At 63.0% G+C, this 18,119-nt stretch carries 1 protein-coding gene; it reads right to left on the bottom strand.

From position 1 onward, the window contains the following. Window positions 1–33 precede the first annotated feature (33 nt). On the bottom strand, window positions 34–18,039 hold the full coding sequence (locus ABFV38_RS10740) for an Ig-like domain-containing protein (RefSeq protein WP_348959361.1): 18,006 nt from the start codon (window positions 18,037–18,039) through the stop codon (window positions 34–36). Between the last annotated feature and the right edge of the window lie 80 nt (window positions 18,040–18,119).

Raw genomic sequence — 18,119 nt, 5'->3', positions numbered from 1 at the left:
AAGGCCGCGGGGATCGCTCCCCGCGGCGTTGTTTTACGCAATTAACAGTTGATGGTTCGCCAGCAGCGTCGCCAGATCCGTCTGCACGCCGTTCAGCGTCACCAGGGTGGTTGGCGAGAACTGACCGCCGGTACCGTCCAGGTCAACCTGAATCTCGGTATTGCTGCCGTTCTGCACCACGCGGATGTAATCGCTGATATTGCCCGCGCTGCTGTCCAGCGTGGCCACGCCGTTCACGTAGCTCGCCAAGCCCGTGCCGGTATAGCCGCTGCCGGAAAGCAGATCGCGCAGGTCAATACGATCCGTGTCCGCCGTTCCTTCCCAGGTGCCGACCGTAAAGCCGTTCACCACGTCGTGACCGTTACCGCCCGTGGCATCCGAGGCGTTGATCAGCTTGTAGAGCAGCGTATCGTGACCGCCGCTGCCGATGTTGAAGGTGTCATTTCCGCCGCGGCCTTCGAACCGGTTATCACCGCTGTTGCCGGTGATGACGTCGTCGTAATCCGAGCCGTTAATCCCTTCAATGTTCAGCAGACGCGTGGTGCCGAACCCGGTGTTCTGCGCGGTTGAGAGGCGCAGATCCACGGTCACGCCAGAGGTCGCGTTGCGGTAATCCACCACGTCCATCCCACCGGTGTTGCTCCAGGTGTCATGGTCGGAATGGGTAGTCCAGCCGCCGGAACCGTTGTAGGTATAGGTACCCTGCTCTGCGATAAAGGTGTCGTTATACCCGGTCCCGGTAATGGTTCCGCTGTGGCCGCCGGTGGCCGCTTCGGCCGTCAGGACGTAGCCCTCTTTGCCGTTGCCCGCTTCCAGACCGCTCCAGGTGACGTTATCCGACACGCCGTTGGTGATCTTCAGGATCTCGGCCGAATAGGTTTCATTCGGATCCAGCCCGTAGAAGCTCACCAGCGCGGACGTATCGTTCGACCCGATACCGGACTGGGCGTTAATGATCTGCGAGGCCACCAGCACGCCCGCGGCGTTGTACAGGTTGACCGTATTGCCGTAGTAGGCGTTGATGCCCTCGCTGTCGACAATGTGCAGATGCATCGCGGTGCCGTCAGCAATGGTTTTGCTGTTTTGCACCAGCACCACCTTGCCGTTCTGCTGAGAGACCAGCAGATCCTGCGCGCCGTCCCAGTTGTAGTCCACTGCCGCCACGCCGGTGGCGTAAGCAATGCCGGACGCCAGCTGGCTTGAGGTCCAGGTAGAGCCGTAGCCGTTGTTGGTGAACAGGGTCGCCGTCTGCGAGCCGCCGTAGGTGCTGAGCTTGATGATGTCCATCTGCCCGTCACCGTTCCAGTCCACCGCCACCGACAGATAGCCCGCCGCTGCGTTAGAGGCCTCGACCGCGCTCTTGGTGGCCGAGAGCTTCCCGGTACCGTCGTTGTAGTAGATCACCCCGCCGTTGTTGTTGTAGCTGCTGCCCAGGTACAGATCCATGTAGCCATCGCCGTTGAAGTCTGCCCACGTCATGGACGCCGCCGTGGTGGTATTCGAGGCGTTGGCCACAAACACGTTCGTCAGGTTCTGACCGATGGATAACGTCCCGTTGCCGTTGTTGTTGATCACGGTTAACGAGTACGCGCCGCTGCGGTTGGTGTGCTGAACAATATCCACCGTACCATCGTTGTTCAGGTCAACGCCGGAGATTTCGCGCCCGGAATCAAACTGGCCGTAGAAACCGCCTTCCCCACCGGTGCCGTCCGGCGACAGGACACCCTTGTTGTTCACCAGATAGGTCAGGGAGTCCATACCGGCATCGCCGTAAGCCAGATCCAGATAACCATCCCCGGTTTTATCGTACGCAATCACGCCGCCGTACCAGATGGTGGTCCCCATTGCCAGCTGACTGGCGTTATAGGTGCTGCCATCGTAGGTCCACATCACCTGCGTTGACCCGGCGTAGGTATTTTCCGTCGCGAAAATGTCCTGCGTGCCGTTACGGTCAAAGTCGGCGGCGGTCTGGCTCACCACGTAGTAGTTACGGGTGTTGGTCAGCGTATTGCCGGCATAGGTCGAGCTATCGCTGCTGGAGTAAGACTGGCCGTTAGCGATGATATTCCACAGACCGCTGCTGTTCATGCCGAGGGTCATGGTGGAGTTGTTGCTGTTCCCCGCCGTGGTTGCCCAGTCGGTGTTCACCGAGGTGGTATCAATCACCATGCTACCGGTCGCCGTACCCGTGGTGTTGCCGTTACCCGCGCTGCTCTTCACCTGCGCGGTCACGCTGTAGCTCGCCACGCCCAGCACATCGCCGTCCGGGATCTGCAGATACCAGGTGTTGTGATCCGGGTCGACCACCACCGCACCGCCCGTCTGGGAGGTGTAGGTTTTGCCGTTCACCGTCACCACCAGGTATTCACCGTTCACCAGGTCAGCGGAGACGGTACCGGTGACGATCGGCGTGGTATCCGACGTGGTCTGCGCGGTGATCGCCGCCGTGGTGGTCGGGATGCTGGTATCGACGTTCAGCACAAAGCCGTCGGATTCCGTGTAGTTTCCGGCCCTGTCGGTGACGCGTACGATGTAGGTGTGATTCCCGTCGCTCAGGCCGTTGTCCTGGAAGGACCAGCTTGCGCTGCCGTTCATGGTCACCTGGCCGAGCAGAACCCCGTCACGGTAAAGCTGCACGATCTCACCGTCGTCCGGGGCACGGTTAAGCGTCCCGTTGATCAGCGGCGAGTTATCGTCCGTTGCCACCGCGCTGCCAAAGGTGCCCTGACGCTCACCTTCACCGTCGGTGTAGCTCACGACCGTGCCAACCGTGGTCGGCGGCGTGGTGTCTACCGTGACGACCTGAGACGCGGTGGAACCCACGTTGCCCGCCTGGTCGATAATCCGCACCTGGTAGGTGTAGTCTCCGTCAGGCAGATCGCGGGTATCGGTGTAGCTCCAGCGCTGGTTGGTGACCGTGGTATCGAGCCAGGTATTTCCGCCGTCCAGGCTTATCTGTACGCGCTCGTCGCTTGCCAGCGCGCTGCCCAGCGAACCGTTGATGGTCAGCGTGGTGTCCATGGTGATGAAATCACTGCCGGACTGGCCGGTATCTTCGCTGATGCTGTCGATGGTGACGCCGTACTGCGGCGCCTGCGTATCCACCGTCACCGCCTGCGAGGTGGTGGCCCCAACGTTCCCCGCCAGGTCAACGACCCGCACCTGGTAGTTATGGCTGCCGTCGGTCAGGGTACGCGTGTCGCTGTAGCTCCACTGCGTCCCGCTTACGGTGGCGTATACCCAGGTCGTGCCGCCGTCCATGCTCACCTGCACGAATTCACCCGCGCCGAGTTCTGCGCCGAGCGTTCCGTGCAGCGTGTACGAGGTCGAACTGGTCAGGAAGTCGTTATTGTCGAAGCCTGTATCGACGGTGATGTTATCCACGGTCACCGTAATCGCCGCATCCGGGGCGACCGTATCGACAGTCACCTGCTGATGGGCGCTGGCCCCCACGTTACCGGCGGCATCCACCACGCGGACGTAGTAGTCATAGGTCTGGTTACCCAGCGTGCGGCTATCGACGTAGTACCAGCTGTTGCCAGTGACGATCACGGTCTGCCAGGTGACGCCGCCGTCAATGCTGATCTGGGCGTATTCGCCGTCGGCCAGCGTCGCGCCGAGCGAGCCGTGCAACGTCAGGGACGTGTCGCGAGTGATAAAGTCGCTGCTGCTCAGACCGGTATCGTCGCTGATGCTGTCGATGGCGATCGTTTTGCTGGCGTCCGGCGCAACGGTATCAATGGTCACCACCTGAGAGGCTGTGGCGCTGATGTTGCCCGCATCGTCAATCACGCGCAGCTGGTAGTTGTAATCCCCGTCGGCCAGCGTACGGCCATCGACATACGTCCAGCTCAGGCCGCTGACGCTGACGTCGGTCCAGGTGACGCCGCCGTCAAGGCTGATCTGCGCGTGGTCGCCGCTGCCCAGCGCCGCGCCCAGCGTCCCTTTCAGGCTGATCTGGTTGTCGCTGGTGATAAAGTCGCTGCCGGACAGGCCGGTATCCTGCGTAATGGAATCCACGGTAATGGTGGTTGCCGCAGGCTTCGTCAGGTCAATCACCACGTCCTGGCTGTCCGTGGCCCCCACGTTGCCCGCGTTATCAATCACGCGGACCTGGTACTGATACGTACCGTCCGTCAGGGTGCGGCCATCGGCGTAGCGCCAGGTGGTGCCGGTCACGGTCAGGTCAATCCAGGTGACGCCGCCGTCGAGGCTGATCTGCGCCTTCTCGTTATTACCGAGCTGCGCGGTCAGCGAGCCGTTGACGACGACCTGGCTGTCGTTGGTGATGAAATCCGTTGCGCTCAGGCCGGTGTCGTTTTGCAGCGAATCAATAGCGATCCCCATCGACGGCGCAGTCAGATCGACCGTGACGGTATGGTTATCGCTGGCGCTGTTGCCGATGGTATTGCTGACCTGCGCGTTAATCACGTACGAGCCGCCGTCTGCCAGCGCGGTCACGTCAGCGCTTCCCACCGTGTAGCTCCAGGTACCGTCATTCTGGACGGTAGCCGCATAGGTTTTACCGTTTAGCGTGATGGTCACCGTCTGGCCTGCCGGCGCATCGGTGGTGCCGCTGATGACCAGCGGCGTGCCGTGCTCGGCGGCGTTGACGATGTCGTCCTGCGCAAAGGTGTTAATGGTGATGGTTGGAACATCGCCGTTCAGCGTCACGTCGTGCGTTGCGCTGCCCGGGTTGCCCGCCTTGTCGCTCACCGAAGCGGTGATGGTGTACTCCCCGTCGCTCAGGCCGAGGAAATCACGGCCCGGCACGAAGACCGACCACGATCCGTCTGCCCCGACGGTCGCCTGATAGCTGTGCCCGTTGAAGGAGACGGTCACCGTCTGGCCCTGTTCCGCCGTGGTGGTGCCGCGGATAGTCTGGCCCGCCAGCTGCTCCGCGTTGTTGACGATATCGTCATCGGCCACGGTGCTGATGGTTACGGTTGGCGCAACGGTATCCACTGTTAAGGTGTGCGTGGTCTGGCCGTTATTACCCGCTTTATCGTTGACCGAGGCAGTGACCGTCAGCGCGCCCTGGCTCAGGGCGGCCAGGTCGGCTGCCGGCACGTCGAGCGTCCAGGTGCCGTCGCTGCCGACAAGCGCAGTGTAGGTTTTTCCGCCCAGCGTCACGGTAACGGTCTGACCCGCCTCCGCGCTGGAAGAACCGTGCACGGTCAGCGGCTGCTGCGCTTCCGCGGCGTTCAGCATGTCGTCAACCGACAGCGTCCCAATGCTCACCACCGGCGCAGTAGTATCCACGCTGATGCCGTGCGTTGCCGACGCGCTGTTGCCCGCGCTGTCCTGTGCCGACACGGACACCTGATAGCGTGCGCCATCGGCCAGGGCGCCCACGTCGGCGGCCGGTACGGTGGTCGTCCAGGTGCCGTCGTTCTGAATCGTGGCGGTATAGGTCTTGCCGTTCAGAGTCACGGTGACCTGAGTCCCGCTGGCGAACTGCGCGCTGGAGCCGTTAATCACCAGTGACGAACCGGCTTCATCCGCGTTGATGACGTCGTCACCGCTAACGGTGTTTACCGTCAGCGCCACGGAGGCGGTGTTGACCACCACGTCATGGGTCTGGGTGCTGCTGTTACCCGCGCTGTCGGTAATGGTCGCGCTGAGGGTCACGGTGCCGTCGGTCAGGGCGGAAATCACGCTGGCCGGAACGCCCACGCTCCAGTTGCCGCTGGCGTCAACGGTGGTGGTGTACTGGTGCGAACCGAGGGTGATAACCACTTTATCACCGACGTTCGCGCCGGTTGCCGACCCGCTGACGATCTGCGCCTGGCCGTGCTCCACGCTATTAATCACGTCATCGCCCGCCACCACGTTAAAGCTGACGGTCGGCGGCGTGGTATCAAGCGTAATCGTCTTACCCGCGCTGCCCGGGTTACCCGCCGCGTCGCTCACGCTCACCTGCACGGTGTAGCCGCTATCCGCCAGTGCGGTCAGATCGCTGCCCGGAACGTTCACGCTCCAGACGCCGCCCTGCTGCACCTGCGCGGTATAGCTCTTACCGCCCAGCGTCACGGTGACCGTCTGCCCGGCTTCCGCCGTGGTGGTGCCGGAGATAGCAACGCCCGCAGCCGCTTCGCTGCCGTTAATCACGTTATCGCCTGCGACCGTATCAATGGTCACGGTTGGCGCCGTCGCGTCCACGCTGTACTCCCGGCCCGCCGTGGCGCTGTTGCCGTGCGCGTTGGTGACGCTCACCTGCACGCTGGCGTCACCGTCTTTCAGGCCCGCGAGATCCGCGGACGGCACGGTGGCCGTCCAGTTACCGTTAGCATCCACCTTTACGGTGTACGTCTTGCCGCCGAAGGTAACCGTAACGGTCTGGTTTTCCTCCACGTTCGAGGTGCTGCCGGAGAGCACCAGATCCGCACCTTTCTCCGCCGCGTTAATCACGTCGTCGGTGGCAATCGCATCGATGCTGATAGCCACCGCCGCCAGATCGACGGTCACGTCATGGCTGATGGTCACCGGGTTACCCGCCGCGCTCTGGCCTGCAACGGTCACGGTGACCGTACCTGCTGCGAAGGCCGCGACGTCTGCCGCCGGGATCGCCGCGCTCCAGGAACCGTCTGCCAGCACGGAGGCCGCATAGGTTTTGCCATTGACGGTCACGGTGAGCGTTGTGCCTGCCGCCAGCCCGTCGCTGGTGCCGGAGACGATCAGGTTTTGAGTATGTTCGATGCTGTTGATCACATCGTCGCCCGCCACGGTATCAACACGCAGGCCCGGCAGGTTAGCGTCGATCGCGATCTCGCGCTCGCCGGTCCCGGTATTACCATGGCCGTTGGTGACGGTTGCTGACACGGTCAAATCGCCATTGCCCAGCGCCGTCAGGACGGACTCTGGCACGTTCACGGACCAGGTCAGATCGCTCTGCACCGTCGCGGTGTAGGTGTTGCCGCCAATGGTCACGGTGACGGTATTGCCCGCTTCCGCGTTCGTTACCTTGCCGCTGAGGGTCTGGCCCGCGGCCACTTCCGCCGCGTTGATGACGTTATCGCCCGCGATGGTGTTGATGGTGACCCCCGGCAGCGCGGTATCCACCTGCAGATTCGCGGTGTTGCTCACGCTGTTGCCCACGCCGTTGGTCGCGGCCGCGCTCAGGGTGTAGTTGGCTTCGCCCAGGCTCGCCAGATCCGCCACCGGGACCGTCAGGCTCCAGCTTCCGTCTGCCGCGGTCGTCGCCGTGTAGTTTTTGCCGTTCAGGGTCACGGTCACCACGGTGCCTTCCGCCAGGTTGGCGCTGGTGCCGCTCACGCTCAGATCCTGACCTTTCTCCACCGCATTCAGCACGTTGTCACCGCTGATGGCGTTGAAGGCCACGGTCGGCAGGCCGGTATCGACGGCCACGTTATGCGTACCGGTGCCGGTGTTGCCCGCCGCGTCGGTGACGGACGCAGTCACGGTCACGGTGCCGTCGCTGAGGCCGGAAATCACGCTCGCCGGAACGCCCACGCTCCAGTTCCTCGCCGCATCCAGCACGGTGGTGTATGTCTGGCCGCCGATGGTCACGGTCACCTTATCACCCGCGGCTGCGCCAGTGGCGGTGCCGCTGATGATGTGCGCCTGGCCATGCTCAACAAGGTTAATCACATCGTCACCCGCCACGGTGTTGATGGTCACCGCCGGAACGGTGACGTCCACCGTCAGGTTGTGATCAACGGACGCCGGGTTACCCGCCTTGTCGCTGACGCTTGCGGTCACGGTCACACTGCCGTCCGTCAGGGCCGCAACATCGGCCGCCGGAACGTTCAGCGTCCAGCTGCCGTCCGCGCTGACGGTGGTGGTGTAGTCTTTGCCGTTCAGCGACACGGTCACCGTCTGGCCCGCTTCGGCAGAGCTGCTGCCGGACACGGTCAGATCGCTTTTCGCTTCGGCGGCATTAAGAATGTCGTCCGTCGCCAGGGTGTTGATGGTCACGCTCGGCGCGGTCGCATCCACGCTGTACTCGCGGCCCGCCGAGGCGCTGTTACCGTTCACGTTGGTGACGCTCACCTGCACGCTGGCATCGCCGTCCTTCAGGCCAGCCAGATCCGCAGACGGTACGGTCCAGGTCCAGTTGCCGCTGTCGTCCACTGTCGCACTATAGATTTTGCCGTTCAGGCTGATGGTCACGGTCTGCCCGGCTTCCACGTTGATGACCGCACCGGACAGCACCAGATCCGCGCCCTTCTCCGCCGCGTTAATCACGTCGTCGGTGGCAATCGCATTGATGCTGATGGCAACGGTCGCCAGGTCTACCGTCACATCGTGGCTGATGGTAATCGGATTGCCCGCAGCGCTGTTGCCAGTGACGCTGATTTTGACGCTGCCTTCCGGCCACGCGCTCACGTCCGCAGCCGGGATCGCCGCGCTCCAGGTGCCGTCCGCCAGCACCGTGGCCGCATAGTCTTTGCCGTTGATGGTGACGGTCAGCGCCGTGCCCGGTGCCAGCCCGTCGCTGGATCCGCTGACGATCAGGTTCTGCGCGTGCTCGATGGTGTTGATCACGTCATCACCCGCGACGGTATCGACGCGCAGCCCCGGCAGGTTAGCGTCGATCGCGATCTCGCGCTCGCTGGTGCCGGTGTTGCCGTGGCCGTTGGTAACGGTCGCCGTCACGCTCAGGCTGCCGTTGCCCAGCGCGGTCAGCACGTCAGACGGCACGTTGACGGACCAGGTCAGGTCGTTCTGCACCGTTGCGGTGTAGCTGTTGCCACCAATGGTCACGGTCACGGTATTGCCCGCTTCGGCATTCGCCACGGTGCCGCTCAGGGTCTGGCCTGCGGCCACTTCCGCCGCATTAATGACGTTATCGCCCGCCACGGTGTTAATGGTGACCGTCGGCAGCGCGGTGTCCACCAGCAGGTTCGCGGTGTTGCTGATGCTGTTGCCCACGCCGTTGATGGCGGTCGCATTCAGGGTGTAGTTGGCCTGACCCAGACCGGCCAGATCCGCCGCCGGAACCGTCAGGCTCCAGGTGCCGTCTGCCGCGGTCGTCGCCGTGTAGTTTTTGCCGTTCAGGGTCACGGTCACCACGGTGCCTTCCGCCAGGTTGGCGCTGGTGCCGCTGACACTCAGATCCTGACCTTTATCCACCGCGTTCAGCACGTTATCGTCGCTGATGGCGTTGAAGTTGACCGATGGCAGACCGGTATCGACGGTCACGTTATGGCTGCCGGTGCCGGTGTTGCCCGCCGCGTCGGTGACCGACGCCGTGACGGTCACGGTGCCGTCGCTGAGGCCGGAAATCACGCTTGCCGGTACGCCCACGCTCCAGTTACCCGCCGCGTCCAGCACGGTGGTGTACGTCTGGCCGCCGATGGTGACGGTCACCTTATCGCCCGCTGCCGCGCCGGTGGCGGTGCCGCTGATAACGTGTGCCTGACTGTGTTCAGCCACGTTAATCACATCGTCACCCGCGATGGTGTTGATAGTGACCGCAGGAACGGTCACATCCACCGTCAGGTTGTGGTCCACGGACGCCGGGTTACCCGCCTTGTCGCTGACGCTTGCGGTCACGGTCACACTGCCGTCCGTCAGGGCCGCAACATCGGCCGCCGGAACGTTCAGCGTCCAGCTGCCGTCCGCGCTGACGGTGGTGGTGTAGTCTTTGCCGTTCAGCGATACGGTGACCGTCTGGCCCGCTTCGGCGGTACTGGTACCGGACACGGTCAGATCGCTCTTCGCTTCGGCGGCATTAAGGATGTCGTCCGTCGCCAGGGTGTTGATGGTCACGCTCGGCGCGGTCGCATCCACGCTGTACTCGCGGCCCGCCGAGGCGCTGTTGCCGTTGACGTTGATGACGCTCACCTGCACGCTGGCGTCGCCGTCCTTCAGGCCCGCCAGATCGGCCGCTGGCACCGTGGCGGTCCATTTGCCGTCGGCGCCTACGGTCGCGGTGTAGCTCTTGCCGCCGAAGGTGATGGTAACGGTCTGGTTTTCCTCGACGTTCGAGGTCGCCCCGGAGAGCACCAGATCCGCGCCCTTCTCGGCGGCGTTAATCACGTCGTCGGCGGCAATCGCATCGATGCTGATGGCAACGGTCGCCAGGTCTACCGTCACATCATGGCTGATGGAGACCGGATTACCGGCGCTGCTCTGGCCTGCCACGGTCACGGTGACCGTGCCTGCATTCAGCGCACCCACGTCCGCAGCCGGGATCGCCGCGCGCCAGGTGCCGTCAGCCAGCACGGTCGCCGGATAGGTTTTGCCGTTGACGGTCACGGTCAGCGCCGCGCCCGCCGCCAGCCCGTCGCTGGTGCCGGTGATAATCAGGTTCTGCCCGTGTTCGATGCTGTTGATCACGTCGTCACCCGCCACGGTATCCACGCGCAGGCCCGGCAGGTTAGCGTCGATCGTGATATCGCGCTCAGCGGATCCGCTGTTGCCGACGCCGTTGGTCACGCTGGCCGACACCGTCAAATCGCCGTTGCCCAGCGCCGTCAGCACAGATTCAGGCACATCGACGGACCAGGTAAGATCGCTCTGCACCGTTGCGGTGTAGATATTACCGCCAATCGTCACGGTCACGGTATTGCCCGCTTCGGCATTCACCACCTTACCGCTGATGGTCTGGCCGGCTGCCAGCTCGGCGGCGTTAATCACGTCGTCGCCCGCAATGGTGTTGATAATCACGCCCGGCAGAACGGACTCCACGTTTACGGTGTGCGACGCGCTGGTGCTGTTACCGACGCTGTCCGTCGCCGAGGCGGTGACGGTGTAAAGCGCCTCGCCCAGCTGACCGACTTCGCTCGCCGGAACGGTGGTGGTCCATTTTCCGTTATCGTCCACCTGCGCACTGTACGCTTTGCCGTTCAGCATCACGGTCACCACCGCGCCTGCCGCCAGGCCGGAAGCCGTACCGGAGAGGGTTAGATCCTGGGTTTTCTCGGTGTTGTTGATCACATCGTCACCGGAAACGGTGTCAATGGTCAGCCCCGGCGCGGTCAGGTTCACCGCCACGCCGTGCGTGGCACTGTTGCTGTTGCCCGCTTTATCGGTCAGCGCTGCGGTAATGGTGTAATCCCCGGCGGCCAGCGCGGTGACGTCCGCCGCAGGCACGCCCACGCTCCAGTTGCCGGAGGCGTCCAGGGTGGCGGTGTACGATTTGCCGTTGAGGGTGACCGTGACCACGTCGCCCGCGGCCGCGCCCGTCACGGAACCGGTGACAATCAATGCCTGCACGTGCTCGGCGCTGTTGATCACGTCGTCGTCGGACACGGTGTGAATGGTCAACTGTGGAACGGTGGTATCCACCAGCACGTCGCGACCCGCGGAGGCCGGGTTGCCCGCTTTGTCCGATACGGCGGCGCTGACGGTGTAGTTCCCGTCGGTAATACCGTTCAGATCCGCGAACGGCACGGTCACGCTCCAGCTGCCGTTGGCCTGCACGGTGGTGGTATAGTCCACACCGTTCAGGGTCACGGTGACGGTCTGGCCCGCTTCGGCGTTGGTGACGCCGTTAATCACCAGATCCTGCTGCGCTTCGGCCGCATTGATGATGTTGTTGTCGCTGATGATTTCAATAGACACCGTCGGCGCGGTCGCGTCCACGCTGTACTCGCGGCCCGCCGACGCGCTGTTGCCGTTCACGTTGGTCACGCTCACCTGCACGCTGGCGTCGCCGTCCTTCAGGCTGCCCACGTCGGCAGACGGTACGGTAGCCGTCCAGTTGCCGTCGGCATCGACCGTCGCGGTGTACGACTTGCCGCCGAAGGTGATGGTAACGCTCTGGTTTTCTTCTACGTTGGTGGTGGAGCCGGACAGCACCAGGTCCGCGCCTTTCTCTGCCGCGTTAATCACGTCGTCAGAGGCAATCGGGTTAATGCTGATGGCGACTGCCGCCAGATCTACCTTCACGTCATGGCTGATGGTCACCGGATTCCCCGCGGTGCTTTGCCCCTCCACGGTCACGGTGACCGTGCCCGCAGCCAGCGCGCTGACGTCTGCCGCCGGAATGGCCGCCGTCCAGGTGCCGTCCGCCAGTACGGTGGCCGCGTAGGTTTTGCCGTTGACGGTGACCGTCAGCGCCGCGCCCGTTGCCAGACCGTCGCTGGAGCCGGTGATAATCAGGTTTTGAGCGTGTTCGATGCTATTGATCACATCGTCGCCTGCCACGGTATCGACGCGCAGGCCCGGCAGGTTTGCGTCGATGCTGATGTCGCGCTCGCCGGTGCCGGTGTTGCCGTGGCCGTTGGTGACGCTGGCTGACACCGTAAGATCGCCGTTACCGATGGCGGTTAAGACTGAGGACGGCACGTTAACCGACCAGCTCAGATCGTCCTGAACCGTCGCCGTATAGATATTGCCGCCGATGGAAATGGTGACAGTGTCACCGCTCGCCGCACCGCTCACTTTCCCGCTCAGTGTTTGTCCGGCAGCCACTTCCGCCGCGTTAATGACATCGTCCGTGGCGACCGGGTTGATGGTGACCTGCGGCAGCGCGCTGTCGACCAGCACGCTGTGGCCGGTGCTCGCGCTGTTGCCCGCGGCGTCAGTCACGCTCGCCGTCACGACGTAGCTCGCTTCGCCCAGCGCCGAGACGTTTGCCGCCGGAACGGTCACGCTCCAGTTCCCGCTCGCGTCGGTGGTGGCCGTATAGCTGATTCCGTTCAGGGTCACCGTAATGGTTGTTCCGTCCGGCTGGTTACTGGTGCCGGATACCTGCAGATCCTGGCCTTTCTCGGTCGCGTTGATCACGTCGTCAACCGCCAGGGTATTGAGGGCAATGACCGGCGCGGTCAGGGAGACGTCAAATTCGTGTGTCGCAGTGGCGCTGTTACCGGCTTTGTCGGTGAGGGTCGCGGAGATCGTCTGGTCACCATTAGCCAGCGCGCCCACGTCCGCCGCCGGAACGCCCACGCTCCAGCTGCCGGACGCGTCCAGCATGGCGGTGTAGTCTTTACCGTTCAGGGTCACGGTAATCACGTCGCCCGCCTGCGCGCCCGTCACCTTACCAGAGACGATCAGCGCCTGACCGTGCTCGGCAATATTCACGATGTCGTCGCTGGCAACGATGTTGAAGGTGATCTGCGGCACGGTGGTGTCCACCAGCACCGAGGATCCCGCGCTGGCCGGGTTACCTGCTTTATCGGACACGGTCGCCGTGACCGCCGCGTTGCCGTCGGTAATGCCTGCCAGATCCGCCGCAGGCACGTCGAGCGTCCAGCTGCCGTCCGCCTGCACCTGCGCGCTGTACTGATTGCCGTTGAAGGTCACGGTGACCATCTGGCCTGCTTCGGCGGTAGACGTCCCGCTCAGGGTCAGATCCTGCGCCGCCTCAGCCGCATTCAGCATGTTATCGCCGCTGATGGTGTTAATGGTCACCGTCGGCGCGGTGGTGTCGACGCTGAATGCCTGCGCCGAAGAGGCCGCGTTGCCGTTCACGTTGGTGACGCTGACCTGCACGCTGGCGTCACCCTCTTTCAGGCCGCTCAGATCGGCAGCCGGAACGGTCCAGGTCCAGTCGCCGTTGCCATCCACCGTCGTGGTATACGTTTTCCCTGCGAAGGTGATGGTGACGGTCTGGCCCGCTTCAACGTTGGATGTCGTACCGGACAGCACCAGATCCAGGCCTTTTTCCGCCGCGTTAAGCACGTTGTCGTCGGTCACGCTGCTGATGGTGATGGCGACCGGCGCGAGATCGACGTTCACGACGGTCCCGATGGTTACCGGGTTGCCGGAGGCATCCTGCGCGCTTGCCTTGATATCCAGCGAGCCATCTGCCCACTGGGACACGTCCGCCGCCGGTACCGCCGCCTGCCAGGTACCGTCCGCCAGCACCGTTGCGGAATACGCTTTGCCGTTGATGGTCACGGTCACGGCGCTGCCCGCCGCCAGATCGGTGCTGGTGCCGGACACAATCAGGTTCTGCGCGTGTTCAATCACGTTAATCACGTCGTCGCCTGCGACCGTATCAATACGCAGCCCCGGAAGCTCAGCGTCGATGGTGAAGTCGAGAGAAGAAGAACCGGTATTGCCGTGGCCGTTGGTCACGCTGGCCGATACGGTGAGATCGCCATTGCCGAGCGCGGTGAACTGGCTCTCCGTTAACGGCAGGCTCCACGTGAGATCGTCCTGCACGGTAGCCGTGTATGTCTGACCGCCGAGGATAATCGTGACAGTGTCACCTGCCGCCGCGTTCGTCACCTTACCGGACAGGGTTTGCCCTGCCGCCACTTCCGCCGCGTTAACGATATTGTCGCCGGCCAGCGTGTTGATCGTTACCACCGGCAACGAGCTGTCCACCAGCACATCGTGCGAGGTTGAGGCGCTGTTGCCTACGCTATCGGTGACGTTCGCCGTCACGGTGTAATTCGCTTCGCCCAGCGCCGAGACGTTTGCCGCCGGAACGGTCAGGCTCCAGTTGCCGCTGGCGTCAGCGGTGGCCGTATAGTGAATGCCGTTCAGGGTCACCGTAATGGTCGTGCCTTCCGGCTGGTTGCTGGTGCCGGAAATCTGCAGAGCTTCGCCTTTCTCAGCCGCGTTAATCACGTCGTCTGCCGCCAGCGTGTTGATACCGATGACAGGCGTCACGGTATTCACCACCACATCCAGCGAAGTGCTACCGGTATTACCGGACCTGTCGGTCACGGAGACGTCGATGGTCCAGGTGCCGTCCGTCAGCCCCTGTACGACAGACGCCGGGAGGCCAAGGCTCCAGTTGCCCGCCGCATCCACCACGGTGGTGTAATCGACGCTGTTAATGGTAATGGTCACAAGGTCGCCCGCTGCCGCACCGGTGACGGAGCCGCTCAGGATCTGCGCCTGTGAATGGGCGAGCTGGTTAACGGTGTTAGTGTCGGTGACAAAGTCGTTAATGGTCACCTGCGGCACGGTCGCATCCACCAGCCCAACGCGGTCGGCGCTGCTGCTGTTGCCCGCCACGTCGCTCACGGTGGCCGTCACGGTCACGATGCCATCGTTGAGGGCGCCGACATCAGCCGCCGGTACGATCAGCTGCCAGGTACCGTCCGTCTGGACCGTGGTCTGATACGTTTTGCCGTTCAGCGTCACGGTGACCGTCTGGCCGGCTTCCGCACTGCTGGTGCCACTCAAGGCTAAATCCTGCTGTGCCTCAGCCGCGTTGATGATGTTGTCGGCGGTCAGATTATCGAGCGTAATCGCTGGCGGCAGCGTATCCACCGTGACCACGCGCGACGCGTCGGCACTGTTGCCGTTGACGTTCGTGACGCTGACGCTCACCTGCGCGCGCCCGTCGATCAGGGTTTCCATGGCGCTGGCAGGCACGGTCAGGCTCCAGGAGCCGTCCTGCTGCACCTGTGCGGTAAAGGTCTGGTCGGCGAATTTCACCACCACGGTCTGCCCCGCCTCCACGCCCTGCGTCTGGCCGGAAAGGGTTAAATCGGCGCCTTTTTCTGCCGCATTCAGCAGGTCGTCGCCGGAGACGGTATCAATGGTGACCGCCACGGCGTTCAGATCGAGTTCAATCGGGTGTTCAGCCGCAACGGTATTGCCCCAGGCATCTTCAGCGCTGACGCTTACCGTCACCTCTCCCGCCGTCCAGGCCTGCAGGTCCGCGGCCGGGACGCCGATCTGCCAGTGGCCGCTGGCGTTCACCGCGGTAACGTACTCAACGTTATTGATGGTGACGGTAATCTGCGTGCCGGCAGCCAGATGGGTGCTGGAGCCGGTGACGGTCAGATCCTGCTGCTGCTCAATGGCGTTGACCACGTCATCGCCGGAAATGGTGTTCACGCGCAGACCCGGCAGCTGCGCGTTGATGTTGATATCGCGCTCGCCGGTGCCGGTATTGCCGTGCGAATTGGTCACCGACGCGGTGAAGGTTAAATCGCCGTCGCCGAACGCCTGAAGATCCGCTGACGGGATTTTTACGCTCCAGGTCAGATCGCTGCCCACCGTGGCGGTGTAGCTCTTGCCGCCCACGGTGACAGAAACGGTATCGCCCGCCGCCGCGCCGGTGACGCGACCGCTGAGCGTTTGATCCACACCCGCTTCGGCGTTATTGACCAGGTTGTCCCCCGCAAAGGTGTTGATGATCACCTGCGGCAGCACGGTATCCACCAGCAGCGTCGCCGCGGCAGAGCCGCTGTTACCCACGCTGTCAGTGCCGCTGACGCTGACGGTGTAAAGGGTGTTCGCCAGATTCAGGACGTCGGAAACCGGCACCTGGACCGCCCAGATGCCGTTTTCAACGGTTCCCTGATAGCTGACGTTGTTCAGCGTCACGGTGATGGCGCTGCCGTCAGGCAGGTTGCTGGTGCCGGTCAGGCTCAGCGGCTGCATTGCCTCCTGAGCATTCAGCACGTTGTCCTGGCTAATGGCGTCAATCGTAAATTCTGGCGGGTTGCCGCTCAGCGTAATGCCGTGTGTGGCGCTGCCGGTGTTGCCTGCCGCGTCGGTCACGGAAACTGAAATCGTATGGTTACCTTCCCCCAGCGCGCCCAGCACGGACGCCGGAACGCCTACGCTCCAGCTGCCGTCCGCCAGCACCACGCCGGTGAAGGACTGGCCGCCAACGCTCACGGTGACCACATCCCCCGCGGCGGCGCCGTTTGCCTGCCCGGAGATAATCTGCGCCTGCCCCTGCTCGCTGGTATTGAGAATATCGTCGCCCGCCACGGTATCGATGGTGACGACCGGCGCGGTGGTATCCACTGCAAAATCGGCGGTGACAGACGAGCCGTTGCCCGCTTTGTCGCTGACGTTCACCGTCAGGGTGTGATTGCCCTCGCTGAGCGCCTGCACATCGTTCGCGGCAAGCGTGACGGACCAGGTGCCGTCGCTGCCCACCGTGGCGTTGTAGTTTTTACCGTTCAGCGTGACCGTGACGATCTGACCGGCTTCCGCATTCGTTTTGCCGGTCAGCGTCAGCGGCTGGCTATGCTCGGCGGCATTAATGATGTTGTCCTGCGCGAGGGTATCGACAGAGAGGGTTGGCGCGACGGTATCCACGCCGATTGTCTGGCTGCCGCTCACGGTGTTACCCGCCGCGTCTTTGCCGCTGACGTTGACCGTCCAGGTGCCATCGCCCAGCGCCTGCGCGTCGGCCGCGGGCACGTTAACACTCCACGTCCCGTCAGCGCCCACCTCGGCCGCGTAGGTTTTACCGTTCAGCGTCACGGTAAGTTCGGTGCCCTGCGCCAGATTCTTGCTGGCGCCGGAGAGCGTAAAGCCTGCGGATTGCTCGCTGGCGTTAAGCACGTTATCGCCCGCCGTGGTGGCCAGCGTAATGGCGGCCTCGGCGGTCGAGACCGTTACGGTGATATTGCCTGCATCGGTAGTCTTACTGCCATCGATCTGCACCACCGACCAGGTGTGTTCTCCGTCCGTCTGGGTCGGTAATTTTACCGTCCAGGTGCCCTCTTTACTCACCATGGCGCTGGCGATGGTGCTGCCGCTGCTGTCTTTGATCTGGATCGTCGCGCCCGGCTGACCGGTACCGCTAAAGGTTGGCGTGTTGTCGTCCGTGATCGCGTTTGCTGTCAGCACGCCCTGCTTGTCGCCCGCTTTATCCGACAGCAGGAAGGTTGGCGTGGCGCTTTCCACCTCTTTCGTATTATCAATAACTTTTGTTTTAGTATCGCCGTCGCCGCCGTTTGCCAGCAGCGCCCCGATGGCACCGCCGCCTAATGCAGCTCCCGCAATCCAGCCCCACGGTGCGTCGCTTAATACGCTTTCCTGCTCCAGGAAAGGTTGAATGCTGCTAATCGGTGTGGCCTGCGCGGTTAACTCGGTCACCGCCACGCCTGATGCTTCCCCGGCATCGGCAAAAGAAATATGCGTCAGTTCCTGACGATCGTTGAATACCAGCTCTGACTGAGTATGCGTTTCAGGATCTTCAACAAAATAGTTATTGCAGCGAATCACGCTGCCATCTTTCATATAAATGAGGAGGTCTTTCCCCTGGCGGACATAACGCGCCACATCCTGAGCAGAACCCTGGATTTCAATCACGCTCGGGGATGAAATAGAGACCGACAAATTCCCTTCGCCGGTTAATTTCGTTTTCTCCGCCGTTTTGCGAATGATGACATCAACAACCTTTATGTTACTCATATTTCTCTCCTTGCAGGTGTACGGATTCCTGTGGATATGTCCACCAGACGGATGTAGCTATCCCTGGGAAAAAACACCCA

This window comes from Enterobacter cloacae complex sp. Mu1197 (genome assembly GCF_040059225.1).
GTDB classification, from domain to species: Bacteria; Pseudomonadota; Gammaproteobacteria; order Enterobacterales; family Enterobacteriaceae; genus Enterobacter; species Enterobacter quasiroggenkampii.
The sequence above is the reverse complement of the archived record's forward strand: the minus strand, read 5'-3'. Positions and strand labels throughout refer to the sequence as shown.

What these genes read in the sequence shown, in the direction of transcription:
- ABFV38_RS10740 (WP_348959361.1), bottom strand. Translation starts at nt 18,039, where the DNA reads ATGAGTAACATAAAGGTTGTTGATGTCATCATTCGCAAAACGGCGGAG.